The sequence below is a fragment of the Achromobacter semiaridum genome (assembly GCF_053543755.1).
This window is the reverse complement of sequence record NZ_JBLVOL010000036.1, coordinates 1-26,467: the sequence shown is the minus strand read 5'-3', so window position 1 is coordinate 26,467 and position 26,467 is coordinate 1. Positions and strand designations below refer to the sequence as shown.

At 64.9% G+C, this 26,467-nt stretch carries 24 protein-coding genes; 10 read left to right on the top strand and 14 right to left on the bottom strand.

All coding sequences use genetic code 11. The features are described 5' to 3' along the window. Positions 1–362: LysR substrate-binding domain-containing protein (locus tag ACNPP0_RS11160; RefSeq protein ID WP_448705903.1), on the top strand; the 362-nt coding region annotated here is incomplete at its 5' end. Positions 363–379: 17 nt separating this feature from the next. Here the strand turns inward: ACNPP0_RS11160 and ACNPP0_RS11155 are convergent. The 6 genes from ACNPP0_RS11155 to ACNPP0_RS11130 all read right to left on the bottom strand — a co-directional run bounded on the left by ACNPP0_RS11155 (position 380) and on the right by ACNPP0_RS11130 (position 7,691). Beyond that, the gene (locus ACNPP0_RS11155; protein WP_314359899.1) at positions 380–898 is read right to left on the bottom strand and encodes an aromatic-ring-hydroxylating dioxygenase subunit beta; all 519 of its coding nucleotides are present in this window, start codon (positions 896–898) and stop codon (positions 380–382) included. Then, positions 895–2,208 (bottom strand): aromatic ring-hydroxylating dioxygenase subunit alpha, encoded by a 1,314-nt coding sequence (locus tag ACNPP0_RS11150; protein WP_448705902.1) that lies wholly within the window; start codon positions 2,206–2,208, stop codon positions 895–897. The genes ACNPP0_RS11155 and ACNPP0_RS11150 overlap by 4 nt, the downstream gene beginning before the upstream one ends. Before the next feature lie 87 nt (positions 2,209–2,295). Next, entirely contained in the window at positions 2,296–4,218 is a 1,923-nt protein-coding gene (locus ACNPP0_RS11145) for an ABC transporter ATP-binding protein (protein ID WP_448705901.1), read from the bottom strand. Positions 4,219–4,222: 4 nt separating this feature from the next. Next, a complete protein-coding gene (locus ACNPP0_RS11140; protein ID WP_314359895.1) occupies positions 4,223–5,119 on the bottom strand; it encodes an ABC transporter permease in 897 nt (298 codons plus the stop codon). After that, a complete protein-coding gene (locus ACNPP0_RS11135) occupies positions 5,119–6,135 on the bottom strand; it encodes an ABC transporter permease (RefSeq protein WP_332613201.1) in 1,017 nt (338 codons plus the stop codon). The genes ACNPP0_RS11140 and ACNPP0_RS11135 overlap by 1 nt, the downstream gene beginning before the upstream one ends. Next, entirely contained in the window at positions 6,135–7,691 is a 1,557-nt protein-coding gene (locus ACNPP0_RS11130) for an ABC transporter substrate-binding protein (protein ID WP_448705900.1), read from the bottom strand. Before ACNPP0_RS11130 ends, ACNPP0_RS11135 begins: the two co-directional genes overlap by 1 nt. Before the next feature lie 233 nt (positions 7,692–7,924). On the opposite strand from ACNPP0_RS11130, the gene ACNPP0_RS11125 reads away from it, so the two are divergent. Beyond that, entirely contained in the window at positions 7,925–8,443 is a 519-nt protein-coding gene (locus tag ACNPP0_RS11125; protein ID WP_310030840.1) for a V4R domain-containing protein, read from the top strand. 49 nt (positions 8,444–8,492) lie between these two features. Beyond that, entirely contained in the window at positions 8,493–9,209 is a 717-nt protein-coding gene (locus ACNPP0_RS11120) for a GntR family transcriptional regulator (RefSeq protein ID WP_448705899.1), read from the top strand. Between the two features lie 29 nt (positions 9,210–9,238). Here ACNPP0_RS11120 and ybaK read toward each other — a convergent pair whose 3' ends face one another. The 3 genes from ybaK to ACNPP0_RS11105 all read right to left on the bottom strand — a co-directional run bounded on the left by ybaK (position 9,239) and on the right by ACNPP0_RS11105 (position 11,744). After that, positions 9,239–9,727, bottom strand: a complete 489-nt coding sequence (gene ybaK / locus ACNPP0_RS11115; RefSeq protein WP_104144562.1) for a Cys-tRNA(Pro) deacylase — start codon at positions 9,725–9,727, stop codon at positions 9,239–9,241. 81 nt (positions 9,728–9,808) lie between these two features. Further along, complete coding sequence (xerD, locus tag ACNPP0_RS11110; protein ID WP_448705898.1) at positions 9,809–10,792, bottom strand: site-specific tyrosine recombinase XerD; 984 nt, start codon at positions 10,790–10,792, stop codon at positions 9,809–9,811. A gap of 37 nt (positions 10,793–10,829) precedes the next feature. Continuing rightward, a complete protein-coding gene (locus tag ACNPP0_RS11105; protein ID WP_448705897.1) occupies positions 10,830–11,744 on the bottom strand; it encodes a LysR substrate-binding domain-containing protein in 915 nt (304 codons plus the stop codon). Between the two features lie 136 nt (positions 11,745–11,880). Between ACNPP0_RS11105 and ACNPP0_RS11100 the strand changes: the two genes are divergently transcribed. Further along, complete coding sequence (locus tag ACNPP0_RS11100; RefSeq protein WP_448705896.1) at positions 11,881–13,563, top strand: thiamine pyrophosphate-binding protein; 1,683 nt, start codon at positions 11,881–11,883, stop codon at positions 13,561–13,563. Between the two features lie 134 nt (positions 13,564–13,697). Beyond that, positions 13,698–14,891: an acyl-CoA dehydrogenase gene (locus tag ACNPP0_RS11095; protein ID WP_448705895.1), complete on the top strand. Its 1,194-nt coding sequence runs from the start codon at positions 13,698–13,700 to the stop codon at positions 14,889–14,891. A 122-nt stretch (positions 14,892–15,013) separates the two neighbouring features. Here the strand turns inward: ACNPP0_RS11095 and ACNPP0_RS11090 are convergent, their stop codons facing one another. The 5 genes from ACNPP0_RS11090 to ACNPP0_RS11070 all read right to left on the bottom strand — a co-directional run bounded on the left by ACNPP0_RS11090 (position 15,014) and on the right by ACNPP0_RS11070 (position 21,081). Further along, entirely contained in the window at positions 15,014–15,457 is a 444-nt protein-coding gene (locus ACNPP0_RS11090) for a MaoC family dehydratase (RefSeq protein ID WP_332613188.1), read from the bottom strand. Positions 15,458–15,536: 79 nt separating this feature from the next. After that, a complete protein-coding gene (gene boxA / locus ACNPP0_RS11085) occupies positions 15,537–16,811 on the bottom strand; it encodes a benzoyl-CoA 2,3-epoxidase subunit BoxA (RefSeq protein WP_448705894.1) in 1,275 nt (424 codons plus the stop codon). Between the two features lie 54 nt (positions 16,812–16,865). Beyond that, a complete protein-coding gene (boxB, locus tag ACNPP0_RS11080) occupies positions 16,866–18,293 on the bottom strand; it encodes a benzoyl-CoA 2,3-epoxidase subunit BoxB (RefSeq protein WP_332613184.1) in 1,428 nt (475 codons plus the stop codon). Between the two features lie 73 nt (positions 18,294–18,366). Further along, complete coding sequence (gene boxC / locus ACNPP0_RS11075) at positions 18,367–20,055, bottom strand: 2,3-epoxybenzoyl-CoA dihydrolase (protein WP_448705893.1); 1,689 nt, start codon at positions 20,053–20,055, stop codon at positions 18,367–18,369. Positions 20,056–20,172: 117 nt separating this feature from the next. Then, positions 20,173–21,081, bottom strand: coding sequence for a helix-turn-helix transcriptional regulator (locus ACNPP0_RS11070; RefSeq protein WP_448705892.1), 909 nt, complete (start codon positions 21,079–21,081; stop codon positions 20,173–20,175). Positions 21,082–21,271: 190 nt separating this feature from the next. Between ACNPP0_RS11070 and ACNPP0_RS11065 the strand changes: the two genes are divergently transcribed. From ACNPP0_RS11065 to ACNPP0_RS11045, 5 genes are all read left to right on the top strand, one after another. Then, entirely contained in the window at positions 21,272–21,748 is a 477-nt protein-coding gene (locus ACNPP0_RS11065) for a DUF4863 family protein (RefSeq protein WP_448705891.1), read from the top strand. A gap of 70 nt (positions 21,749–21,818) precedes the next feature. Then, positions 21,819–23,348: a benzoate-CoA ligase family protein gene (locus tag ACNPP0_RS11060; RefSeq protein WP_448705890.1), complete on the top strand. Its 1,530-nt coding sequence runs from the start codon at positions 21,819–21,821 to the stop codon at positions 23,346–23,348. Between the two features lie 81 nt (positions 23,349–23,429). Beyond that, positions 23,430–24,590: an ABC transporter substrate-binding protein gene (locus ACNPP0_RS11055; RefSeq protein ID WP_332613176.1), complete on the top strand. Its 1,161-nt coding sequence runs from the start codon at positions 23,430–23,432 to the stop codon at positions 24,588–24,590. A 25-nt stretch (positions 24,591–24,615) separates the two neighbouring features. Further along, a complete protein-coding gene (locus tag ACNPP0_RS11050; protein WP_104144568.1) occupies positions 24,616–25,497 on the top strand; it encodes a branched-chain amino acid ABC transporter permease in 882 nt (293 codons plus the stop codon). 2 nt (positions 25,498–25,499) lie between these two features. After that, positions 25,500–26,467, top strand: a 968-nt coding sequence (locus ACNPP0_RS11045; protein ID WP_448705889.1) for a branched-chain amino acid ABC transporter permease, incomplete at its 3' end; no start/stop codon positions are given.

Genomic DNA, 26,467 nt, shown 5'->3' with positions numbered 1-26,467 from the left:
CCCCCCCGGACCAGCCGGCGCATACGCTGGACGGCGACGGCGCGGTGCCCTTCCTGGCGTATGGCACCACGTCTGGCCTGGGCCGCATCGTGGCCAGCCAGTTGCGGCACCAGCCCGTGGCGGCCGAACGCATCCAGCCAACCTTTGTGGGACCGCATGCCACGCTGCTGCGGTCCATGGCGGTACAGGGCCGGGGCGTTGCCTGGCTGCCCGACATGCTGGTGCGCGACGATTTGCAGCAGGGCATGCTGGTGCGCGCCGGCGGGCCGCAATGGGATATCCCGCTGGAGATCTGCCTGTTTCGGCAGCCGACGGACATGGCGCCGGTGGCCGAAAAGCTATGGGCGCTGGTGCACGGTTAAACCAGGGCAAGCAGCCGCTACATCAGCAGCTGAATCGCCGGCAACGAGGCATCGGCGTTCAGCAACACCACTTTTTTCATCCGCAATTTGAACGCGCCGGGCCGGCCTTCGACCGCGTGATACGCCGTCGCGGCCAGCATGCGCTGCGCGTCGCCTTGCGTTTCCACATACAGAAAATTCGTGCGTGTGTGATGCACCGTCGCGCCCGGCTCGCCATCTTCAACCCGCGGCGCTTGCAATATGCGCAGGCCGCGCACGGCCGGATGCAGCGAATGCGCGCGCGGGTTGCGATAGCGTTCGACCCGCAGGCGCAGCAGCAACAGGTCTTCATAGAGCAACGACGGCGACTCGTCCCGCATGGGCTGGTCTGCCGACAGGGGCATCCAGTACAGGCCGTCCGGCGCGTATAGCGACAGCCAGTCGTCATAGCGCTGCGTGTCCAGCAGCATGGCCTCGTGGTACACGAAGGCGCTTAAAGCCGAGTGCAGGGCCGGCTGCATGGCCGCCGGCTCCGGTGGCATCAATGCGGTATTCATGCCGCGTCTCCCATCAGGTTCAGCCAGCCGCGATGCTGGTTGCGGATGACCCATTCGTTATTGCCGCTGTCCATCGAACTTGCGCCCGCCTGGATCTCGCCCTCGCGATAACCGCGATGCAGGCTCAGCCATTCATTGCCGTCGCAGGCCAGGCCGCGCTGCTGGCTTTCGAACAGGTGCACGTCGTCATGCGCCACGATCGACATGGGCGAGAACACCAGCCGGGCGTAGGATGCGGCGCGCTGGCGCAGCCGCGCCGGGGCATTCCGGGGCGCGAACGCCCAGGTTTCAATCAAGGTCTCGTTGACCGACAGCGGGCGTAGCACGCGCAGGATCATGGGCGATGCCTTGGCCGCCAGGCTGGGATACAGCACGGTGTTCTGCGGCGAGAACGCCAGGATCTGTTGCGCGCCCTCTTTGCCATGGCGCGCTTCCAGTTCGGCTTGATAGTCGGGCAGCGGCGCGTAGCCGGTATGGATGCTGAACTTGGTGCCCAGGATGCTGTGGCCGTGCGGCAGCACGCGCGCGCCCATCTCGGAATAAAAGCTGTAGCCCGCGCCAAACGGCAGCAGCTGCTCCATCGCCAAGACGGTGTCGCCGTCTTCGGGCAGGCTTTGCGACACGTGCTTGGCGGCGCTGGCGGCCGACTCGTGCGTCGAGATCGGGTGCACGGTGTCGTTGACGTTTTCCAGATAGAGCTTCCAGTTGCATCCGATCCGGTTGCGCAGCGGCGCGCCCAGCACCGACAACTGGCCGTCCGGGGACCGCGCCACCATGTTGTCCAGCGTGGCCAGCGCCTCGCCGAAATAGCTGGCAAAGTCCGGCCCGTCTTCGCTGATCCGCGCAAAGACAAAGCCCTTGTAGTTGACGCAGCCCCCCGGCGATGCCAGGCCCTTTCCGGACGGGCATGCGGACAGGTTGGTGCCTTCGTAATCGTTCTTCAGCGGGATGGACAACAAGCTTCCGTCCAGCCGGTACGACCACGCGTGATACGGGCAACGCAGCACCTTGCCGCAATTGCCCTGGCGTTCGTGCACCAGCTGGCTACCCTTGTGCGCGCACCGGTTCATCAACACGACGACCTCGTCGGCACTGCTGCGCAGCATGATCATCGACTGTCCGGCGATGTCGGTAGTGGTGTAGTCGCCCACGGCGGGCGTCTGGCTTTCATGGCCGACATACACCCAGGCGCGCGTCCACAGCCTCGCCTGCTCGGCGCGATACACCTCGGGGTCCGTGTACAAGTCGCGGTGCACTTGATCCGGCGCGACCAGATGCCCGAACCCTTGTTGAGCGGAATCGTTCGTCATAGCGTCTCCTGCGTTCCGTTGTGCATTTCGGTTTGCATTTCGTTGTGCGTTTCGTTGTGCGTTTCGTTGTGCCGTTCGGCTTTGCGGTCAAGCCGCGGCGGCCTGCGCGGCGTTCGGCTCGCGCATGGCGCCAGCGGGTATCGGCGCCCACGCGCGGCTGGCGGAATCCGGGGGCACCGCCGCGATCAGCGCGCGGGTATAGGCGTGCCGTGGCTGGTCAAAGACGTCGTCAACCGGCCCCTGCTCCACGATGCGCCCTTGGTGCAGCACCAGCACGCGGGTGCACAGGTAGCGCACCACGGCAAGGTCATGCGACACGAACACCAGCGCAATGCCCAACTCTTCTTTCAACCGCAACAGCAGGTTCAAGATCAGCGCCTGCACGGACACGTCCAGGCCCGACACGATTTCGTCCGCCACGATCAGGCGCGGTGTGACGCATAGCGCGCGCGCGATGTTGACGCGCTGCTTCTGACCGCCCGACAGTTGCGAGGGCAAGCGGGTGACGGCGTCCGGCGGCATGCCCACGGATGCCAGCAAGCGCAGCGCGGTATTCAAGCGCGCCGCGCGCCCCGTTTCCGATGTCGCGCCCAGCGGCGCGCCTTCCAGTATCTGCGTCACCAGCGACCCGACGGTACGGCGGGGGTTCAGCGCCGAATCCGGGTTCTGAAACACCAGTTGCACATCGCGCGGGTCCGCCAGCGGAACCCGCACGGGTGCGGCGCGGGGGGTACCCGTGGACGCGGCATACGCGATGCGGCCCGACGTGGGTGGAATCATGCCGGCGATCAGCCGCGCAAGGCTGGTCTTGCCGCTGCCGCTTTCGCCCACGATGCCCAGGAATTCCCCGTGCGCGACCGACAGCGACAAGGGATGCAGGATTTGCAGCGGCGTGCTGGCGCGGAACAGGCGCGCGCGGCCGGGGTAGCTCAACGCCACGTCGTGTAGCGTCACGACAGGCTCCGCGCGCGTGGCGGGCTTGGCGCGCAAGTGCAGGAATGCCGCGCCGTCCTCGTCGGAGGATGTGCCCAATGGGGGGATGGACGGCAGGCAGCGCGCCGCGCGCTCACCGCCACGATCCAGCAAGCCGATGGCGCGTTCGCTGCATACCGCTTGCCGCGACGGGCAGCGCGATGCAAACCGGCAGCCGCGCAGCGTGGCAAAGTCCCGCAGGCCGGGCATGAAATCCGGCAAGGTGCGCAGCGGCCGCGTCGGCGCCATCATGCCGGGCGCGGATTCCTTCAGACTGCGCGTGTAGGGATGCAGCGGCTCGTCCAGCACCTGCCGTGCCGACCCGACGTCGACCACCTCGCCCGCGTACAGCACGGCGATGGTGTCGCACACGTGCGCGGCCAGCCGAAGATCATGCGTGACCAGCACGACAGACGTCTTGTGGCGTTGCTGCTGATCGGCCAGCACCCGCATGATCTGCGCCTGCGTGATGACGTCCAGCGCGGTGGTCGGTTCGTCGGCGAAGATCAGCGCCGGGTCGCCGCAAAACGCCATGGCGATCAGGATGCGCTGACACTGCCCGCCCGACATCTGGTGCGGATAGCGGGCCAGCATGGCCGTGGCATCGGCCAGGCCCACTTCCTGCAAGCGCGCGCAGGCATAGGCGTCGCGCTGGGCGGCCGGAATGCCGACATGGCGCAGGTGCTCGAACAACTGCTGGCGCACCGTCAGCGCGGGATTCAGGCCCGACAGCGGCTCTTGCGGAATGAACGCAATCTGCCGCCCCAACATCGCGCGGCGCTGCGCGGGCGGCAGGCGGTTCAAGTCCTGCCCCCGAAAATGAATCGTGCCTTGCGTGATCTTGAAGCCGGGCGGCAAGTTGCCCGCCACCATGCGGCCCACCATGCTTTTTCCCGCGCCGGATTCGCCGACCAGGCCCAGCATGCGGCCTTCGGGAATGTCCAGGTCGATACCGCGCAGCACGGCGGCGGGCAGGCGCTTGCCGTCCACGTCGACGTCCACGGTCAGGGTCAGGTTCTGCAAGCTCAACAGCGACATGAGATCAATTCCTTGCACGCTTGCGCGGATCCAGCATCTGGCGCATGCCGTCGCTGAGCAAATTGAATCCGAACACCGTCAACACAATGCCGGCAACCGGCGCGATCAGGGTCCAGATGGCTTCCTGCATGGTGCTGCGCGCGTCGGCGATCATCACCCCCCACGCCACCACGTCGGCGGGCACCGACAGCCCGACGAAGCTCAGGATGGCTTCGACAATGATGGCAATGCCGATCTGCAGGCTGAACAACGTCAGGATCAGCGGCACCAGGCCGGGCAGCATCTCGCGCAGCATCACGCGCATATGACCGAAGCCCATCAGCCGCGCCGCCGTCACATAATCGTTGCGGCGGATCTTGAGCGCTTCGGCGCGCACCACGCGGCAGAATCGCGTCCAGTCCACCAGCACAATGGCCAGGATCACGTTGCCCACGCCGGTTCCCAGCCCCACCATCAGGATCAGCGACAGCACCACGGGCGGAAACGACATCCACAGGTCAACCAGATAACCGATGGCCTTGTCCACGCGCCCGCCGAAGTAAGCGGCCACCAACGCCAGGACACAGCCGACCAGCATCGCGCCCGTGGCCGCGCACAGGCCCACCCACAAGGCCACGCGCGTGCCGAAGATCAACCGCGACAACACGCAGCGGCCCAGGCTGTCGGTGCCCAGCGGGTATTGCGCCAGCCCGTCCGGCGCCCATGCCGGCGGCAGCAAGGGCGACAACAGGTCTTGCGACAGCGGATCGTTGGGCGCGATGGCGGGCGCGAAGATCGCGATGGCCAGCAGCGCCAGCACGATGGCGCCGCCCAGCGCGGCCTTGGGCGATGCGCGCAACGCCGCCCACCAGCCCGACAGGCGGGCAGCGACCGGGGCCGCCTGAATATTCAGCGTCGTCATCAGTGGTCTCTCAGACGGGGGTCGATTACGGCATACAGGCAGTCCACACTGGCATTGATCAGCAGGATCACCGCGCAGAAGACCAGCGAAATACCCTGGATCAGCGGCAAGTCATGGTTGCGTACGGCCTGCACCATCATGTTGCCCATGCCGGGGAACGAGAAGATCATTTCGATCAGCAAGGTGCCACCGAACAGAAAGCCGAACTGCACGCCGATCAGCGTCAGCGTGGGCAGGAACGCATTGCGCAGCATGTGCCGCAGGATGACGCGCCGTTCCGGCTGGCCGCGCAGCCGCGCGACCGCCACGTATTGCTCGTGGCTGGCTTCCAGCAAGCTGGCGCGCAGCACGCGCACGATCAGCGGGCTGAAGCCCAGCGCCAGCGCCAAGGCCGGCAGCACCAGGTGCGAGGCCGCGTCCGCCCAGGCGTGCCAGCGCCCCTGCAACAGGAAGTCCATCAGCACGAAGCCGGTGGGCCCTGCCAGTTCCACGTCGGAACTGAAGCGGCCCGAGAATGGCAGTAGCGGCCAATGCACACCGAAGGCCAGCATCAGGAAAATGCCCCACAGGAAGCCGGGAATGGATATGAGCAGCACCAGCCCCGTGTCGGCGACCAGTTCGCCGCGGCGGTCATGCAAGACGTACAACAGCAGACCGCCCGGCACGCTGATGGCCAACGCCATGATCAGCGCCACAATCGATAGTTCCAGCGTGGCGGGCAAGGTGGTGGCGATCAACTGCGTGACCGGCGCCCCCGAACTGATGGACCGCCCCAGATCGCCGTGCAGCACCTGCCCCAGCCAGATGCCGTACTGCACGACCAGCGATCGGTCCAGCCCCATGGTGTGACGCAGGGCATCGACCTCGGCGCTGGTGGCGCTGGGCGGCAGCATCATGCCCAGCGGGTCCGCGGGCAACAGTCGCAGCACCACGAACACGACGACGGACAGCGCCAGCATCGTGGGCACCGCCACGGCCAGGCGGCGCACAAAGTGGGATACCAGCGCTGCCCACATCAGCGGCTCCAGCGGTACGTCGCGGGCAGGATGTAGCCGGTTTGGTAGACCTTCATGTCCACCGACGTCTTGGACGCTACGGTGGCCACCGATTGCAGCAGCGGCAGGCTCCAGGCATGTTCCGTGGCCTGACGCGCCAGATCGCGATAGCCCTGCATGCGTTTGTCAGGGTCGCCCTGGGCGGCCAGCCCGTCGATGGTCTTGGCCAGCTCGGGTTCTTTCCAGGTCGAGAAACGCAAGCGCGGGTCCAGGATCTTGCCCGCGAAGATTTCCGGGTCGCCCGTGGCATTGGCCCAGCTGTACAGCATCACGCCCGGCACTTTCGACGAATGGCTCAGTTCCAGATACTTGGCCAGGGTGATTTCCTGCAAGTTGGCCTGGACGCCGATCTGCGACCACATCTGCACGATGGCGCGCGCCATCTCGTAGTCGCTGGGAAAGGTGTTGTTGGTGGACAGGAACTGGATCGTCAAAGGCTTGTCCGGGCCGTATCCCGCCTTGGCCAGCTCGGCCTGCGCGGCCGCCTTGTCGAACGCATAGTTGAAACCGGCCACGTCGCCGGCAGAGCCCGGCGTGGCCAGCACGGAAAGCGGCTTGGCGACGCTGGCGTAGAAGGCCTTGGAAATGGCCTGCTTGTTGATCGCAAGGTGCAAGGCGCGCCGCACGTGCTCATTCTGAAATTCCGGCACGTAGCTGGGAATCTGAAGAATGAAGATTTCGCTATACGGATAAACCTCGGCCTTCAGCGCGGGCTGCTTGTTCAGGCGATTGACCTCGCGCAGTGGAATCTGCACCGCCACGTCGGCGCGGCCCGATTCCAGCATGGCGACGCGCGCGGAAGAATCGGGCACGAATTCAAACACCACGCGCTTGATGGCGGGCTTGGGTCCCCAGTACTTGTCATACGCTTCAAGCACCACGCGCGACCCGCGTTCATAGCGCACCACCTTGTACGGCCCCGCCCCGATGGGCGCCGCCTGGAAGCCGTCTTCACCGACTTTTTCCAGGTAGGCGCGCGGCAGGATGTACGACGTCAGGAAGCCCAGGTAGTTCGGCGCCGTGGGCGTCGGCGTGGAAAACACCAGCGTGGCCTCGGTGGGGCTGCCGATCTGGATGTCTTGCAACGCGCCGAAAAAGCCGTTGATGGCCAGGCGCTTGTCGCGTTTGGGGCGGTCCAGGAAACTGAACTTGAAATCATCGGTGCTTAGCTTGGAGCCATCATGAAAGGTGGCGTCGTCGCGCAGGACGATGGCCAGCCGCATGTTTTTGTCGTCCAGCCAGCGCCAGCTTTTGATCAGCGCGGGTTGCAGCTTCAAGTCGCCATCGATGAACAAGGGCGAATCGAAAACCGCCTTGTACAGCGACTGCCCCGCCGGGAAGGTGACGGCGGTGGGGTCCCACGACGGCACGTCCACCGGATACGCGATCTTCAGTTCATCCGACGGCGCCGGCTTGTCGGCCTGCGCCCCGGCGGACGTTGCAAACAGCGTGCCGCACACCACCAGACAGGACGCCAGCGTCCTGCCCACCCCCCGTACCCACCATGCGTGAATCATGAACGGCCTCCGATCTCGGAATCGTTGCAAAGGCGCCCGGCACCGCCGCGCGAACAGTATACTGTTGTGAATTTAAGCACTAGTACTTGAACTTTAAACTAATTATTTACCCTAGTATCAGCGGCTTATATCCACTAAAAACAATATATTGTTTAGGGTAACCCCGGGGTAAGACGCTGCATCGCGACGCCCCAAAACGGCGCGATGGGCGCGAACCACGTGGGAATAACGCAATGGGACAACTTCAAGAACGGCTGGTGTGGGACCACGATGCGGGCGCCATCCTGGATGCCGACCGCCGCTACGTCATGCTGCGCGCCGACGTGCTGATGGGGCTGTTCACCGCCCTGCCCCCGGCCCAGCGCGAACAGGCCCTGGCCAGCTTGCAAGCATCGGTACGCGACCATGGCGGCGCCTCGGCGCGCGCCTATCAGGCCAGCGGCGCGCGGGACCCTGGCCCTTTCCTGCAAGTGATGGCGCAGGCGGCCGCCGATCTGGGCTGGGGCGTCTGGCAACTGCGGCTGGACGAGGCAGGCCTGCCCGTACTGACGGTAAAAAACAGCCCTTTTGCGACCGCCGTGGCGGGGTCTGACCGCCCGGTCTGCCATGCGATTACAGGTATGCTGGAGGCCGTCAGCGCACTGGTCGCGGGCCACGCCAACACGTATCGCGAGACGCGGTGCGCCAGCATGGGCGCGCCCTGCTGCGAATTCCAGGCAAGCCGCGATGCGAGCCCGGGGCTACGCAAGTAAACAAACCGACGATTCAGCGAACAAGGCCGTCAAGGCAAAGCGGATGGCAATGAAGGCGACAAGCAGAACCAGAGACGAGGCGCGCAAGCCGAACCTGCGCGAGCGGGTGTATGGCATCGTCCGCGAGCGCATACAGATGGGGCTGATCCGCCTGGAAGACCGGCTGGTGGATCACGATATTGCTGAAGAGCTCGAGGTGTCGCGCATGCCGGTGCGCGAAGCGCTGATGCAATTGAAAAGCGAGGGCCTGCTTGAAGGCACGGCGCGCGGCTTCGTGCTGCGCCGCTTCACGCTGGCGGAAATGAACGAGATCTTCGAGATCCGGACGCTGCTGGAACCCGCGGCGGCGGCGTCGGCCTCGGTGCACGCCGGCCCCAAGGGCCTGGCAGAAATGAAAGAGGCGCTGGAGCAGGCCGAAGCCGCGCACGCGCGTACCGACATCGACGAATTCATGCGGCGCAACGCGCACTTTCGTTGGGCCTGGCTGACCATGGTGCCCAACCGCGAACTGGCCGTGGTGATATCCCGCTACATCGACCACGTGCAGGTGGTGCGGCTGGTGACAATGGACGACGAGCAGGTCCGCAGCATCATCCTGCAAGGCATGCGCGGACTATACGAAGCCTTTTTATCCGGCGACACCGAATTGGTGCGAGTCCGCATGCTGGGCCACGCGCGCGCGGCGGCGGCCTGTTACTACAGCGCCTACCAAAAGATGCTGGAGCCATCGGCATCGGAACCAAGCGCCGCGACCAAGGCGTTTTGACCGGCCGGCCCGCAACGCCCTTCCCCGCTTTATTCCAACGCCACCGACACCGGCTTTGCACCCAGCACCGTGACCAGCACGTTGGGGTCGATACCGATCAGGTAGCCGCGCCTGCCGCCGTTGATATAGACCACGGGGTAGGTCAACACATCGGCTTCCACCCACACCGGCATTTTCTTGCGCGTGCCGAACGGCGACGTGCCGCCCACCTGGTAGCCGGAATGCCGCTGCGCCACCTCGGGCTTGCACGGCTCGACTTTTTTCAAGCCGGCCTGGCGCGCCAGGTTCTTCGTGGAGACCTCGCGGTCGCCGTGCATCACCACGATCAAGGGCTTGGCCGATTCGTCTTCCATCACTAGCGTCTTGACGACGGCATGCGGGTCCAGGCCCAGCTGACGCGCGGCTTCACCGGCGCCGCCATGGTCGACGTAGTCGTAGGTGTGCTCGGTGTAGGGCACCTTGTGCTGCTTGAGGAGCTGGGTGGCGGGGGTTTCCGAAACGTGGCGGGCTTTGCTCATGGATAGGCCGGGTTGTGATGGGGAAGAAGAGGAACAAGAACGGGGCCGAAAACGGGGCTAAGAGCGGGCGTCGGCGGGCGGCTAACCGCGCGGATGGTGGGCGGCGTGCAGCGCCTTGAGGCGTTCACGCGCCACGTGCGTGTAGATCTGCGTGGTGGAAATATCGGCGTGGCCCAGCAGCATCTGCACCACGCGCAGGTCTGCGCCATGGTTCAGCAGATGTGTGGCGAACGCGTGGCGCAGCACGTGTGGCGACAGCGGTGCATGAATGTCGGCCCGCAGCGCGTATTTTTTCACCAATTGCCAGAACGCTTGCCGCGACATGGCTTCGGCGCGGCCGGTAATGAACAGCGCGTCGCTCTGCCGGCCCGCCGCCAGTTCGGGGCGCGCGGTCTTCAGGTACTGGTCGATCCAGTGGGCGGCCTCGGCGCCCAGCGGCACCAGGCGGTCCTTGCCGCCCTTGCCCAGCACCACGCGCACCACGCCCTCGTTCAAGCTGACATCCAGCGCCCGCACGCCCACCAGTTCGGACACACGCAAGCCGGTCGCGTACAGCGTTTCCAGCATGGCGCGGTCGCGCAGGCCGCGCGGCTGCGTGGCATCGGGTGCGCGCAGCAACGCATCCACCTGTTGCTCGGACAAGGTCTTGGGAAGGCGCGGTGGCTGCTTGGCCGCAATCAAGGTCAGGCAGGGGTCGCGTTCGGCGCGGTGTTCGCGCCGTGCCCAGGCAAAGAAGCGCCGCAGCGCGGCCAGGCGGCGGTTGGCCGTGGTGGCGCGGGTTTCTTCGTGGCGGAAGGCGAACCAGGCTTCGATGTCGGCCTTGTCTGCCTTGGACAGCGGCTTGGCTTGCCCGACCGGCAACGCGTGCTCGCCCGCCGCAGCGCCATAGCGGTCGGCCATTTCGCGGGCGTAGGCGTCGGGGTCTTCCAGCCAGCGGGCAAAGCCCGTCAGGTCGCGGCGGTAGGCGGCCAGCGTGTTGGCGGACAGGCCGTCTTCAAGCCACACGGCGTCGATGAAGGCGTCGATATCGGCTTGGGATGCTAAGGGCGGGCGGGAAGTCGACATAAGAATGCGGCATTCTAGACCGTTCGGACGACGGCGGTTATCGTTCCCCGACGCCCGCCGCCGCGGACTTCAGCCAGGCTTCGAACAGCTTGAGCGCGTCGGAACGTTCGCTGCGCTGCGGATAGCCAAAGTAATACCCCTGGCTGACGGTCAGCGACTGCGGCACCGGCATCGCCAGCGTGCCCTGGTCCAACGCCGGCTGCGCCAGAAAGCGCGGCATCAGCCCCACCCCCAAGCCGGCCTGCACCGCCGCCATCACCATGGTGAAGAGTTCATAGCGCGGGCCGCCCGCCGCCTGCGGGCCATAAAGATGGTTGTTTGCGCCGTACCACTGGCGCCAGGCGTCCGGCCGCGACGCCAGATGCAGATGTGTCATGCCGGCCAGCACGCTGACGCCGGCCTCGGCCGTCTTGGCCGCCCGCGCCGCTAACGCGGGCGCGCACACCGGCACCAATTCGCGCTCGGGAAACAGCAGCACGCCCTGGGTGCCCGGCCACAGGCCATCGCCGTGATACAGCGCGCCGTCAAACGGCTGGTCCTTGAATTGAAACGGCAAGGTGCGCACCGACAGGCTGACGGTGATGTTCGCGTGCGCCTCCTGGAAATCGGCCAGCCGGGGGATCAGCCAGGTGGTGGCCAGCGTGGGCACCACGGCGATATGGATGCTGCGCCCCATGCCGGTACGGCTGACCAGCCCGAAGGTGTCTTTTTCAATCTGATCCAGATGGTGGCGGATGCGTCCCGCGTATTCGGCACCGTGATCGGTCAGCACGATGCGACGGCGTACCCGGGTGAACAGTTGCACGCCCAGGCGCGCTTCCAGGCTGGCAACCTGGCGGTAGACGGCGCTGTGCGTCAGGGACAGTTCTTCGGCCGCCCGCGAAAAACTGCCCAGCCGGGCCGATGCCTCGAACGCCTGCAAGGCGGTCAAATTGGGGATGCCGTTTCTCATGGACCAAACTGCCTGAAAGCCAACAGGGCACTACGTGCCGGGGAATCAATAGATTGTGCAATTTTATCAATTGCGTTGTGCGGCCAGGGCACATATCCTCGGGAGTCTTATCCTCGGCTACCCACGACACCCCACCATGTCTCAGCAAGATTCCCGCCTTGGCGGTCACATTCTGGTCGACCAACTGGTCGCCCAGGGCGTCAAACACGTTTTCTGCGTTCCCGGCGAGAGCTACCTGGCGGTGCTGGACGGCCTGCATGACGCGGACATCAAAGTGACGGTGTGCCGTCAGGAAGGCGGCGCGGCCATGATGGCCGACGCGCACGGCAAGCTGACCGGCGAACCCGGTATCTGCATGGTGACCCGTGGCCCGGGCGCGTCCAACGCGCTGGCCGGCGTGCACATCGCCAAGCAGGATTCCACGCCGATGATTCTGTTCGTGGGTCAGATCGAACGCGGCATGCGCGAACGCGAAGCCTTCCAGGAAATGGACTACCGCGCCGTGTTCGGCACGCAGGCCAAGTGGGTCACCGAGATCGATCAGGTCGAACGCATCCCCGAACTGATCTCGCGCGCGTTCCACATCGCCACGTCCGGCCGTCCCGGCCCCGTCGTGATCGCGCTGCCCGAAGACATGCTGGTCGAAGCCGCCAAGGTGGCCGACGCCCCGCGCTACGAATTGATCGAATCGTCCCCCACGGCCGGCCAGTTGGCCGACCTGGAAAAGCTGCTGGCCGACGCCAAGAATCCCGTCGCCATCCTGGGCGGCACCCGCTGGGACGCCCGCGCGGTGCAGCAGTTTGCCGACTTCGCGCAGCGCCATGCGCGGCCCACGGCGGTGTCGTTCCGCCGCCAGATGCTGTTCCCGGCTGACCACCCGTGCTTTATCGGTGACGTGGGTCTGGGCATCAACCCGGCGCTGCTCAAGCGCGTGGCCGACGCCGACCTGATTCTGCTGGTGGGCGGCCGCATGTCGGAAAACCCCAGCCAGGCCTACACGCTGCTGGACATTCCCGTGCCCAAGCAAAAACTGGTGCACGTGCATCCCGACACTGCCGAGCTGGGCCGCGTCTACCGCGCCACGCTGGCCATCAACACGTCGCCCGCCGCGTTCGCCGAATCGCTGGGCGGCCTGAAAGCGCCGGCCAAGCCCGTGTGGGCTGAAGGCACGCAGGCCATGCGCGAGTCCTACCTGAAATGGAGCGACCCCGAAACCATCACCACCCCGGGTGCGCTGCAAATGGGCCAGGTCATGGCCTATCTGGAAAAGACGCTGCCGGCCGACGCCATCATGACCAACGGCGCCGGTAACTACGCCACCTGGCTGCATCGCTTCCACCGCTTCACGCGTTTTGGCACGCAGCTGGCGCCCACGTCGGGCTCGATGGGCTACGGCCTGCCGGCGGCGGTTGGCGCCAAGCGCGTGTGGCCCGACAAGACCGTCGTCTGCTTTGCGGGCGACGGCTGCTTCCTGATGCACGGCCAGGAATTTGCCACCGCCGTCCAGTACGACCTGCCCATCATCGTGGTGCTGGTCGACAACGGCATGTACGGCACGATCCGCATGCACCAGGAAAAGCACTACCCCGGCCGCGTGTCCGCCACCGAATTGAAAAACCCCGACTTTGCCGACTACGCGCGCGCCTTCGGCGGCCACGGTGAACGCGTCGAAACCACCGAACAATTCGGCCCGGCTTTCGAACGCGCGCTGGCCAGCGGCAAGCCCGCCATCCTGCATTGCTTCATCGACCCCGAAACCATCACCCCGTCGACGACCTTGGAAAAGATCCGCGACGCGGCGCTGAAAGCTCAGCACTGAACTCCCGATCGGGCCGGCAAATACGGCGGTGCGCCCAGGCGCGCCGCCCTCGGAAACCCGAACTTGCCGCCCGAATTATTTTAGGTTTAAACTTTCTAGATTCCGAATACGGAAATCCATAGCGGAGACCCAGCATGTCCTCGAATCCTTCTTTTCAATGGCAAGATCCCCTGTTGCTGGACCAGCAACTGACCGAAGAAGAACGCATGGTGCGCGATGCCGCCTATGCCTATTCGCAGGACAAGCTTGCCCCCCGCGTGCTGAACGCCTTCCGCAACGAGAAGACCGATCCGGAAATCTTCTCGGAAATGGGCGAACTCGGCCTGCTGGGCGCCACCATTCCTGAAGAATACGGCGGCGCCGGCATGAACTATGTCAGCTACGGCCTGATCGCCCGCGAAGTCGAACGCATCGACTCGGGCTACCGCTCGATGATGAGCGTGCAGTCGTCGCTGGTGATGGTGCCCATCAACGAATTCGGCAGCGAAGCGCAAAAGCAGAAGTACCTGCCCAAGCTGGCTCGCGGCGAATGGATCGGCTGCTTCGGCCTGACCGAACCCAACCACGGTTCCGACCCCGGCGGCATGGAAACCCGCGCCGTCAAGACGTCCGACGGCTACAAGATTTCCGGCAACAAGATGTGGATCACCAACTCGCCCATCGCGGACGTGTTCGTGGTGTGGGCCAAGTGCGTTGGCGGCGACTTCGACGGCAAGATCCGCGGCTTCATCCTGGACAAGGGCATGAAGGGCCTGTCGGCCCCGGCCATCCATGGCAAGGTCGGCCTGCGCGCGTCGATCACCGGCGAACTCGTCATGGACGAAGTTGAAGTGTCCGAAGATCAGATGATGCCCGGCGTGTCCGGTCTGAAGGGTCCGTTCACCTGCCTGAACTCGGCCCGCTACGGCATCGCCTGGGGCGCTGTCGGCGCCGCCGAAGCCTGCTGGCACACCGCTCGCCAGTACACGCTGGACCGCAAGCAGTTTGGCCGCCCGTTGGCCGCCAACCAGCTCATCCAGAAGAAACTGGCCGACATGCAAACCGAAATCACGCTGGCCCTGCAAGGCTGCCTGCGTTTGGGCCGCATGAAGGACGAAGGCACCGCCGCCGTCGAAATCACGTCCATCATGAAGCGCAATTCCTGCGGTAAGGCGCTGGACATTGCCCGCCTGGCTCGCGACATGCTCGGCGGCAACGGCATTTCGGACGAATTCGGCGTGGCCCGCCACCTGGTGAACCTGGAAGTGGTCAACACCTACGAAGGCACCCACGACGTGCACGCCCTGATCCTGGGCCGCGCGCAAACGGGCATCCAGGCGTTCTATTGATGGCTTGATCCTTTGATGGATCGATCGCCGGCCGGTTCGCCGGCTTGAATGCAAAAACCGCCTTCGGATGAAGGCGGTTTTTCTTTGGGCACACCGGACGCGGGGCGCGCCGACCCGTCGTCTTAGTTTTCGCCCGACAGATCAAACAGGCTTGTCGCATCCAGTTCCAGCACGCCTTCGTCGTGCTGGTTGATGACCGTCCAGGCCCACGTGATGATGCCCAGGTCCGGGCGCGATGACGACGTGCGCGCGCCTTGCACGCGCGCTTCCAGGCGCAACGTATCGCCGGGGCGCACCGGCGTGCGCCAGCGCACTTCGCCCAGGCCGGGCGAACCAAACGATTCGGAATCGTGCAGCGCGGCGTCCACCGCCATGCGCATCGCCAGCGCGCAAGTATGCCAACCGCTGGCAATCAGCCCGCCCCAGCGCCCTTCCGCCGCCCGTTGCGGGTCGGTGTGGAACCATTGCGGGTCGAACTTGCGGGCAAACTCCAGGATCTCGGCTTCGGTGACGGTGACGGGACCGGCCTTGATCAGCATGCCGTCCTTGAATTCAGCGAACTTCATTTGTTTTTTTCCCCCGGAAAACAAGCGGCGCGCTCAAGGCGCGCCGTGGTCTTCACGTATGTCACGCTGGTGAATGACGCTAATAGGTCTCGAAATGCAGGCGCCCTTCGCGGCGCAGCACCTCATGCAGGATAGACCAATCCTGCCCCGATTGCATCGTCACATCCCGCAAGGCGTCCAGCACGCCGACTTCCATTCCCTTCAAGCCGCAGACGTAGATACAGGTGTTGCGATCCGCCAGCAAATCGCACACTTGCGCCGCCCGATCGCGGATCAGATCCTGCACATAACGCTTGGGCTGGCCGGGTTCTCGCGATAGCGCCAGATTGATGTCGATGAAGTCACGCGGCAGCTTCATCAGCGGGCCGAAGTACGGCAGCTCGCGCTCGGTGCGGGCGCCGAAGAACAGCATCAGCCTGCCGTTTTGGCCGGAGTCGATGCGGCGCCGGTAGCGTTCGGTCATGGCGCGCATGGGCGCGGAACCGGTGCCGGTGCAGATCATGATGAGGTTGGCGCGCGGGTGGTTCGGCATCAGGAACGTATGGCCGAAGGGGCCAATGACCTGCACGGTGTCGTTCTTGGCCAGATCGCACAAATAGTTGGAACACACGCCGTGCGCCGCCGCGCCGCCGTGGTCTTCGGTAACGCGCTTTACCGTCAAGGACAGGTTGTTGTAACCGGCGCGTTCGCCATCGCGCGGGCTGGCCAGCGAATACTGGCGGGCATGATGCGGCCGGCCCTGGGCGTCCACCCCGGGCGGAAGAATGCCGATGGATTGCCCTTCCAGCACGGGAAACGGCAGTTCGCCAAAGTCCAGCACGATGTGGTGGATATCGCTTTCGGTGTCGGCGCCGGTGACTCGGTAGTTGCCCACCACCGTGGCCGTCATCGGCGCCTTGTGCGTGTACAGGTTGACGTAGGGATGCGCCGCCGACCATGGTGGCACCGACGCACCGGCCGGCGTGAACGACGCTTGCGCGGGCGCTGCCGCAAGCGATTCGGAAGCCTGCGTCAATGGCGAATCCAACGACGCGTCGGCGCCTTCGATAGACGTCGATGTCGGACTCGCCGCCGGCAGCGCCTTTTCCTTGGGCAGTTCTTCCCAACCGAACTGCTCTTGCACGGAATACGCTTCGCTGCGCACCATCAACCGCCAGTTGTCGATCGACCCGGTCGGGCACGGCGGCACACAGGCCATGCAGCCATTGCAGACATCCGGGTCCACCACGTAATTGTTGGCGTCGTGCGTGATGGCGTCGACCGGGCAGGTTTCTTCGCACGTATTGCAGCGGATGCAGATCTCGGGGTCGATCAGGTGCTGCTTGAGCACGTCTACGGGTAATGGGGCGTTCATCGCGGTCTTCCCAATGCGCGGGCGGGCGGCACGCACGCGCCGCCCTCTTCGCCTTCAGTTGAAACGGACGTAGTCAAAATTGACCGGCTGGCGGTTGACGCCCATGACGGGCGGCGCGATCCAGTTGGCGAACTTGCCCGGTTCGGTGACGCGCCCCATCAACGACGCCACAAAGGCGCGGTCTTCGGGCGTGGGCAGCCACTTGTGGCTGTTGGCCTGCCATTGCGATTCAGACAGGATTTCGCCTTCGGGCGACATGCGTATGCCCGCCAGCGTGCCGATCTGGCGGTTGAACGCCTTGTGCGGCACGTGCAGCCGGAACGGGATGCCGCTTTTCTCAATGACCTTGTTCCAGCGGCCGACACCCGCCACCGAGTCGCGGATGAAATCATCGCGCAGCACTTCGTTCAGCGCGTTCAGCATCGGCACCTCGACCTCGTTCAGCTTGCCGTTGTTGACGGTCAGCACGCGGTAGGTGTCGTTCTTGAGCTGGTGGTCGTCGGTGCGCTTGGACTCTTCGTAGCGGCCCTTCAGGCCCGAGCCATAGAAGATGGCCGCGTTGGAAGATTGGTCGGCGCCGAACAGATCGATGGTGACGCTGTAGTGAAAGTTCAGGTAACGCTGGATGGTGGGCAGGTCGATCACACCGGCGGCACGCACGCTTTCCGGGTCGTCCGTCTTCAACTGGTTCATGACTTCGCAAGTGCGCTGGATTACGCGCGAAATGCCCGATTCGCCCACGAACATGTGGTGCGCTTCTTCCGTCAGCATGAACTTCGTGGTGCGCGCCAGCGGGTCGAAGCTGGACTCGGCCAACGCGCATAGCTGGAACTTGCCGTCGCGGTCGGTGAAGTACGTGAACATGTAGAACGCCAGCCAGTCCGGCGTTTTTTCGTTGAAGGCGCCCAGGATGCGCGGGTTGTCGGCATCGCCCGACGTGCGCTGCAACAGCGCATCGGCCTCTTCGCGGCCGTCGCGGCCAAAGTAGCGATGCAGCAGATACACCATGGCCCACAGGTGGCGGCCTTCTTCGACGTTGATCTGGAACAGGTTGCGCAGGTCGTACTGCGACGGCGCGGTCAGGCCCAGATGGCGTTGCTGCTCGATCGACGCGGGTTCGGTGTCGCCCTGCGTCACGATGATTCGGCGCAGGTTGGCGCGATGCTCGCCGGGCACGTCCTGCCAGACGTCGCGGCCCATGTTTTCACCAAAGTGGATTTTGCGCTGGCCGTCTTGCGGCGCCAGGAAAATGCCCCAGCGGTAATCCGGCATGCGCACGTGGTTGAAGTTGGCCCAGCCGTCGGGTTCAACGCTGACGGCGGTGCGCAGGTACACGTCAAAACCGTGCGAGCCATCCGGCCCCATGTCTTGCCACCATTGCAGGTAGTTGGGTTGCCAGTGTTCCAGCGCGCGTTGCAAGGTGCGGTCGCCGGACAGGTTGACGTTATTGGGGATCTTATCGGTGTAGTTGATTCCAGACATGTCTCGCTCCTTGTTTGTTGTCAGGTCCGCGCTGTCGTCCGCGTTTTAGTCCGAGTTTCAGGCTCGCACGGGCTTAGACGCGGTTCCAGTCGAACGTGGCCTGCTCGCCCTTGCCGTAGAGCTTCAGCGCGCCCTTGTCGCCGGCGGCGTTGGGGCGGTTGAAGATCCAGTTTTGCCACGCGGTCAGGCGCCCGAAGATGCGCGTTTCCATCGTTTCGTGGCCACCGAAGCGCAGGTTGGCTTCCAGCCCCGTCAACGCGTCGGGCGATAGCGCGCGGCGCTCTTCCAGCATCATCCGCACTTCGTCGTCCCAGTCGATGCTGTCCGGCGCGTAGGTCACCAGGCCCAGTTCCAGGGCGTCGGTGGCGGACAGCGGCTGGCCGGCCCGGCCGCGCACGGCTTCCAGCGGCGCGGTCTCTTCATAAAAGCGGCGTTGCAGGCGGCTTTGGCCATTAACCATGGGATAGGCGCCGAAATTGCGTTCGCCCACGACGATGTGCGCGTTGGGCGCATCCGGTTCGGCATCGTTGTCCAGCATGTAGCTGCGGTCCGCGGCCAGCGCCAACTCCAGCAAGGTGCCCACAAAGCAGGAACCCGGTTCGATCAGCGCGAACAGACTGCGCGACGTGACATCCAGCCGCGCCAGCGTACGGCGCAACATGCCGGCGGTTTCGCGTACAAACCAATGCTGGGCGTGGCGTTGCAGCGCGGCGTCGGCGGCCAGCACCGCGTCGGCATCGCCTTCGGTCTTGAAGACCCAGGTGCCGATGTCCAGCTCGTTGGTGCGCATCGACAAGATGGCGTCGTCAAGTTCGCGCGCCATTTGCAGCGGCCACCACGCGGCGCCCGCCGTAACGATGTCGTCCAGTTCGGATTGCACCGGTTCCTGGGGCGCGCGCACGGTCCAGGTGGCCAGACGCTTATCGCGATCAAGGTGGATATCGACGTAGCGATACGACAGCCCGTCGGGCGTTTCGGTACGTTCGATGGGCGTCAGCGCAATGCCGTGCTCGCCTGCCTGGCGGTCGCTGGTGTCGGCCAGCGCCAGCGCGCGTTCGCGCACCGCTTCTTCAAAGCGGGCGGGCTTGACCACGTCGTCCACCAACCGCCAGTCCTTGGCGCGCTGGCCACGCACGCCTTCAACCAGCGTGCAGAAGATGTCGGCATGGTCATGGCGCACGCGGCGCTTGTCGGTCACGCGGGTCAGGCCACCGGTGCCGGGCAGCACGCCCAAAAGCGGCACTTCGGGCAAGGCCACCGACGATGATCGATCATCCACCAGCAGGATTTCGTCGCAGGCCAACGCCAGCTCGTAGCCGCCCCCCGCGCAGGCGCCGTTCAGCGCTGCGATGAACTTCAAGCCGCTGTGGCGGCTGGAGTCTTCAATGCCGTTGCGCGTTTCGTTGGTGAACTTGCAGAAGTTGACCTTCCACGCGTGGGACGACAAACCCAGCATGAAGATGTTGGCGCCCGAACAGAAGATGCGGTCTTTCATGCTGGTGACCACCACGCTTTTCACTTCCGGGTGCTCGAAGCGAATGCGTTGCAGCGCGTCGTGCAGCTCGATGTCCACGCCCAGGTCGTAGGAATTGAGCTTGAGCTTGTAGCCGGGGCGCAGGCCGCCGTCTTCGGCTACGTCCATGGCCAGCGTTGCAACGGGGCCGTCAAACGTCAGGCGCCAGTGGCGGTACAGGTCGGGCCGGGTGCGGAAATCAACGCGGGCCTCGGGCCGGGTGTCATGCCCGTTTGCGGTGCTGCTCATGGTGTGTCTCCTCGTACGCCCTGCCTGAACAGGAAAAATACTGCATCACATGAATTATTATGCAGATTAGTTCAGGCGAAAACGCACGTCAAGCGAGACATGCATAAAAGTGCAGGTTTACAGCGGCAGGCCGCAGGCCTTGCGCACCTGGGTGCGCAGGCCGGCAAAGCTCTCCTGGACTTCCAGGTTGCTGGTAACCCAGGTCAGGTCCGCCTTGGCGTAAAAGGCTTCGCGCCCGGCAAGAATGCGCTTAAGGTCGGCCATGGCTTCGTTGTTGCCTGACATGGGGCGGAAGTCCCCCTGCGCCATGACGCGGCCCATGTGCTCTTCGGGCGTGGCGCGCAGCCATACCGTGTAGCAATGGGCCAGCAGCAGGTTCAGCGTGGCCGGCTCGGATACCAGCCCGCCAGGGGTGGCCAGCACCATTTCGGGATAGATCTGCACGGCCTCTTCCAGCGCGCGCCGTTCGTAGCGGCGATAGGCGTTGGGGCCATACAAGTTATGGATTTCAAGAATGCTGCACCCGGCCACGCGCTCGATCTCGCGGTTCAGCTCGACAAAGGGAAAGCCCAGGTCGTCGGCCAGCATCTGGCCCAGGGTGGATTTACCCGCGCCGCGCAGCCCGATCAGCGCGACGCGCTGCGTGCGGTTGGGCCGCTGCGCGCCCGCGCCCACGCCAAACAGCTGGGTCAGCGCCTCGCGAGCGCGTTGCAAGTCAGATTCCGTGCGGCCGCTGAGCAGTTCGCGGATCAGCAACCAATCGGGCGATTCCGTGGTGACGTCGCCCACCAGTTCGGCCAGCGCGCAGTTGAAGGCGCGCGCAATCTGCAACAGCACCAGGATGGACGCGTTGCCCACCCCATGCTCCAGATTGGCCAGATGCCGTTCCGACACTCCCGTTACCTGCGACAGACCCTTGCGCGTCATGCCGCGTATGGCTCTGAGGCGGCGCACCCGCTCGCCTAAAGCCACCAGGAAAGCTTCCCGCCTGGGTTCGGTTGGCGCCGCATCTAGCGCTTGATTCATGTTTGGCTGACTCCGCAAATACCCTGATAAGCCTTGTTTTATGCACTATAGTGCTTGACCCTTTCGTATGGAAGCACTATTTTTCCTTCCAGACAGTGCCAAGCGGTCATCGTGCATTACAGCTGCGGTAAAGCGGCATTGAAGTTCATGCCGCATTCCAAAGCGCCGACAGTGTAAAGGAGGAGTCCCGGTGAGCACGCCAGATCAATTCCATGCCCTGATGCAAGCGGCCACGCGGCTGGTGGCGGACCAGCCGCTGGACGCCGGGTTGCAGGCGAAGCTGAACCGCGAGGCCGGCCCCGCCAGCGCGCTGTACCAGCAGATCTTCGCCGCCTGTCAGCAGGGCGTGGCCGACGGCTGGATGTGCAACCGCGAAGGCGGCGGCATCCGCTACGGGCGCGTCATCAAGCCGGCGGACGACCTGGGCGGCTGCTCGGTGGACGTCGTGGACATGGACGACCTGGCCGGCCCGCACCATGCCCATCCCAATGGCGAAATCGACCTGATCATGCCGCTGACCGCCGACGCCCACTTTGACGGCCACGGCGCCGGCTGGCTGGTCTACGGCCCCGGCAGCGCGCACAGCCCCACCGTGACGCAAGGCCGCGCACTGGTGCTGTACCTGCTGCCCGGCGGCGCTATCGAGTTCACGCGGCCCGGCAGCTAGCCACCGCTTGCCGCCCGGCGACAAAAAAACAAAGCCCGGGCGCGCCCCACCAGGACATCAGGAGACAACCGTGAACACCTGCCCCGCAGAACTGAACTTTGCCAGCCATCTGGCGGCGCTGAACGCGGCGCGCGCCGACAAGCCCGCCTACATCGACGACACGCGCCAGCTGACTTATGGGCAGTTGGCAGAACGCGTGGCCCGCATGGCCGGCGCGCTGCGGCAATTGGGGCTGCGCCGCGAAGAACGCATCCTGCTGCTGATGCAGGACACGGTCGATTGGCCCGTCGTGTTCCTGGGCGCGCTGCACGCGGGCGTGGTGCCGGTGGCCGTCAACACCTTGCTGACCCCGGATGACTATGCCTACATCGTCGCGCACAGCCGTGTGCGCGCCGTGTTTGTGTCGGATGCGTTGCTGCCCACCTTGCAAGCCGCCATGGCGCAATCGCCGGGTGATGTGGAGCATGTGGTGGCGGCACAGGACCTTGAACCCCTGCTGGCGGCCGCGCCGTTGGCCCCCGCCGTGCGTACGCTGTCCGATGAAATTGCCTTCTGGCTGTATTCGTCGGGTTCCACCGGCAAGCCCAAGGGCGTGGTGCACACGCACGGCAACCTGTGGCACACGGCCGAACTGTATGCCAAGCCGGTGCTGGGCATCCGCGAGGACGACGTGGTGTTCTCGGCTGCCAAGCTGTTCTTCGCCTACGGCCTGGGCAACGGCCTGACCTTTCCGTTGTCGGTCGGCGCCACGGTCATCCTGATGGGCGAACGCCCCACGCCGCAGGCCGTGTTCCAGCGCTTGACCCGGCACCGCCCCACCGTGTTCTACGGCGTGCCCACCTTGTACGCCAGCATGTTGGCATCGCCCGACCTGCCCCCGCGCGAGCAAGTCGCGATGCGGGTCTGCACGTCGGCCGGCGAAGCCTTGCCGCGCGACATCGGTGAACGCTTCACGCGGCACTTCGGCTGCGAGATCCTGGACGGCATCGGTTCCACCGAAATGCTGCACATCTTCATCTCGAACCAAAGCGGGCAACTGCGCTACGGCACCACGGGCAAGCCCGTACCGGGTTACGAGGTGCAATTGCGCGACGACAACGGCGCGCCCGTCGCCCCCGGCGCCATCGGTGACCTCTACATCAAAGGCCCCAGCGCCGCGCTGATGTACTGGAACAACCGCGACAAGACGCGCCAGTGCTTTCTGGGCGACTGGCTGAAAAGCGGCGACAAATACACCTGTGATGCCGACGGCTACTACACCTACGCCGGCCGCAGCGACGACATGATCAAGGTCAGCGGCCAATACGTGTCGCCCGTCGAAGTGGAGAACATCCTGGTGCAGCACGAAGCCGTGCTGGAAGCCGCGGTGATCGGCGTGCCGGACCACGACGGCCTGGTCAAGACCAAGGCTTATGTCGTGCTGCGCCCCGGCTTCGAACCCGATGCCCAGACGGGCGCCGCGTTGCAGCACTACGTGAAGCAGCACCTGGCGCCCTTCAAGTATCCGCGCCAGATCGACTTCACCGAAGAACTGCCCAAGACCGCCACGGGAAAGATCCAGCGCTTCCGGCTGCGCCAGCTGGAAGAAGCCACGCTATGAAGTCCGCTTGCCGACCCTCTTGGCGCGCGGGCTAACCCCGGCCGGCCTTGCGCCAGCCCATGATAAGCACGGAGACAAACCATGAACCACGCCCTGACCCGGGCTGCGATTGCCGCGGCCCTGACGGTTGCCGCCACCAGCGCGCAAGCCGCCGACAAGCTCAAAGTGGGCTTCATGCTGCCCTATAGCGGCACCTACGCCGCGCTGGGCAACGCCATCGAAAACGGCTTCAAGCTGTACGTTGCCGAGCAAGGCGGCAAGCTGGGCGGGCGCGACATCGAATACTTCAAGGTCGACGACGAATCCAACCCGGCCAAGGCGGCTGAAAACGCCAACCGCCTGATCAAGCGCGACCAGGTAGACGTGCTGATCGGCACCGTGCACTCGGGCGTTGCGATGGCGCTGGCCAAGGCCGCCAAGGACAGCGACACCACGCTGATCGTGACCAACGCCGGCGCCAACGCCATCACCGGCCCGCTGTGCGGCCCCGGCATCTTCCGTACGTCATTCACCAACTGGCAGCCCGCCTACGCCATGGGCCCCGTCGCCTACGCCAAGGGCCACAAGACCGCCGTCACCATCACCTGGAAATACGCGGCGGGCGATGAAGCCATCGGCGGTTTCAAGGAAGGCTTTGAAAAGGCGGGCGGCAAGGTCGTCAAGGAATTGAGCCTGCCGTTTCCCAACGTGGAATTCCAATCGCTCCTGACCGAGATTGCCGCCACCAAGCCGGACATGGTGTTCACCTTCTTTGCGGGCGGCGGCGCGGTGAAGTTCGTGCAGGACTATCACGCCGCTGGGCTGGACAAGACGATTCCGCTGTATGGCTCCGGCTTCCTGACCGACGGCACCTTGCAGGCGCAGGGCGCATCCGCGCAAGGCCTGCTGACCACGCTGCACTATGCCGACGGGCTGAACACGCCGCGCGACAACGCGTTCCGCGCTGACTACGCCAAGAACTACAACGCGCCGCCCGACGTCTACGCCGTCCAGGGCTATGACGCCGCGCAGCTGATGCAATCGGGCCTGACGGCCGTGAAGGGCGACTTCGCCAAGAAGGCGGACTTTCGCAGCGCCATGCGAGGCGCAACGGTGGACAGCCCGCGCGGTCCGTTCACGTTGTCAGCGGCGGGCAACCCGGTGCAGGACATCTACCTGCGGCGCGTGGACGGCCTGGAGAACAAGGTGGTGGACGTCGCCGTGAAGAAGCTGGCCGACCCGGCCCGCGGCTGCAAGCTCTGACGCGACCCGGCCACAGGAGGGCCCCATGGACATCAGCATCCTGCTTATTCAAAGCCTGAACGCATTCCAGTACGGCTTGCTGCTGTTCCTGGTGGCCAGCGGCCTGACGCTGATCTTCGGCATCATGGGCATCATCAACCTGGCCCATGGCAGCTTCTACATGATCGGCGCCTACATGGCGTTTGCGTTGGGGCCGGTGGTGGACCGCTGGCTGGGCGGCGGCTTCCTCACCACGCTGGCCGTATGCGTGGTGCTGGCCGGTGCATTGGGCTATGTGCTGGAAGCCGCCTTCTTCAGCTACCTGTACCACCGCAACCACTTGCAGCAGGTGCTGATGACCTACGGGCTGATTCTGGTCTTTGAGGAACTGCGCAGCATTCTGGTGGGCAATGACGTGCACGGCGTGCCGCTGCCGGCGTGGTTGCAAGGCAGCATTTCGCTGGGCGGCGTGATGACGTATCCGGTTTACCGGCTGTTCATTTCCGCCGTCGGCATTGCGGTGGCGCTGCTGCTGTATTGGGTGATATCGCGCACCCGGCTGGGCATGATGCTGCGCGCCGGCGCCAGCAACCGCGAGATGACGGGGTCACTGGGTATTGACGTCAACAAGCTGTACCGGCTGGTCTTCGCGGCCGGCGTGGCGTTGGCCGCGTTGGCCGGCACCATCGCCGCGCCCGTGTCGTCGGTGTACCCGGGCATGGGCAACGGCGTGCTCATCATCTGCTTCGTGGTGGTGGTGATCGGCGGCATCGGTTCGATACGCGGCGCCTTTTTGGCCGCGATGCTGGTGGGCTTTGTCGAGACCTTCGGGCAGGTGCTGTTTCCGTCGGCGGCGGGCGTGCTGGTGTATCTGCTGATGGCGTTCATTCTTCTATGCAAGCCCGAAGGGCTGTTCAAGCAGGGCTAGCCATGCAGAAACTACTTCCCATCGCAACGCTGCTGGCGCTGGCCGCCTTCGCGTTCAGCGGCAGCGACTACTACACCGGGCTGGCGATCAAGGTCATGATCTACGCCATCTTCGCGCTAAGCCTGCAATTGCTGGTGGGCGGGGCGGGCCTGGTCAGCCTGGGACATGCGGCGTTCTTCGGCATCGGCGCCTACGTGGCGGCATTGCTGTCACCCGAATCCGAAGCGGCCAGCCTGTGGTGGTTGCTACCGGCGGCCCTGCTGGCGGCAGCGCTTTATGCGGTGGTGACGGGTGCGCTGGCGCTGCGCACGCGCGGCGTATATTTCATCATGGTGACGCTGGCCTTTTCGCAGATGGCTTATTACGTCTTTCACGACACCAAGGTCGGCGGCGGCAGCGACGGCATCTACCTGTACTTCCGGCCTGAATTGGCGTTGGGCGGCTGGGTGCCGTTCGACCTGGGCAATGCCACCACGTTCTACTTCTTTGTGCTGGCGTGCCTGGCGCTGACGTGGGGCTTCCTGGCGCTGCTGCGGCGTTCGCCGTTCGGGGCGGCGCTGGCGGGCATCCGCATTAACGAACAGCGCATGCGCGCGGCCGGGTATTCGACCTATCCCTACAAGCTGACGGCCTATGTCGTGGGCGCGACGCTTGCCGGTCTGGCGGGCTTTCTGTTCGCACTGAAAGACGGTTTTGTCACGCCGGAATTGTTGGCCTGGGAGCAATCGGGGCTGGTGCTGTTGATGGTGATCCTGGGCGGCATGGCCAGTCTGGGCGGCGCGGTGATCGGCACCGTGGCGCTGGTGCTGATGCAAGAGCTATTTCAATCGCAGGCCTTGTTTGGAGAATATGCGCGCCATTGGCATCTGCCGCTGGGCATAGCCATCATCGCGCTGGTGGCCTTGCTGCCCAACGGCATAGCGGGCCTGCCCGCGCAATGGCGCCAACGCCGCGACGCGCGAGCCGCGGC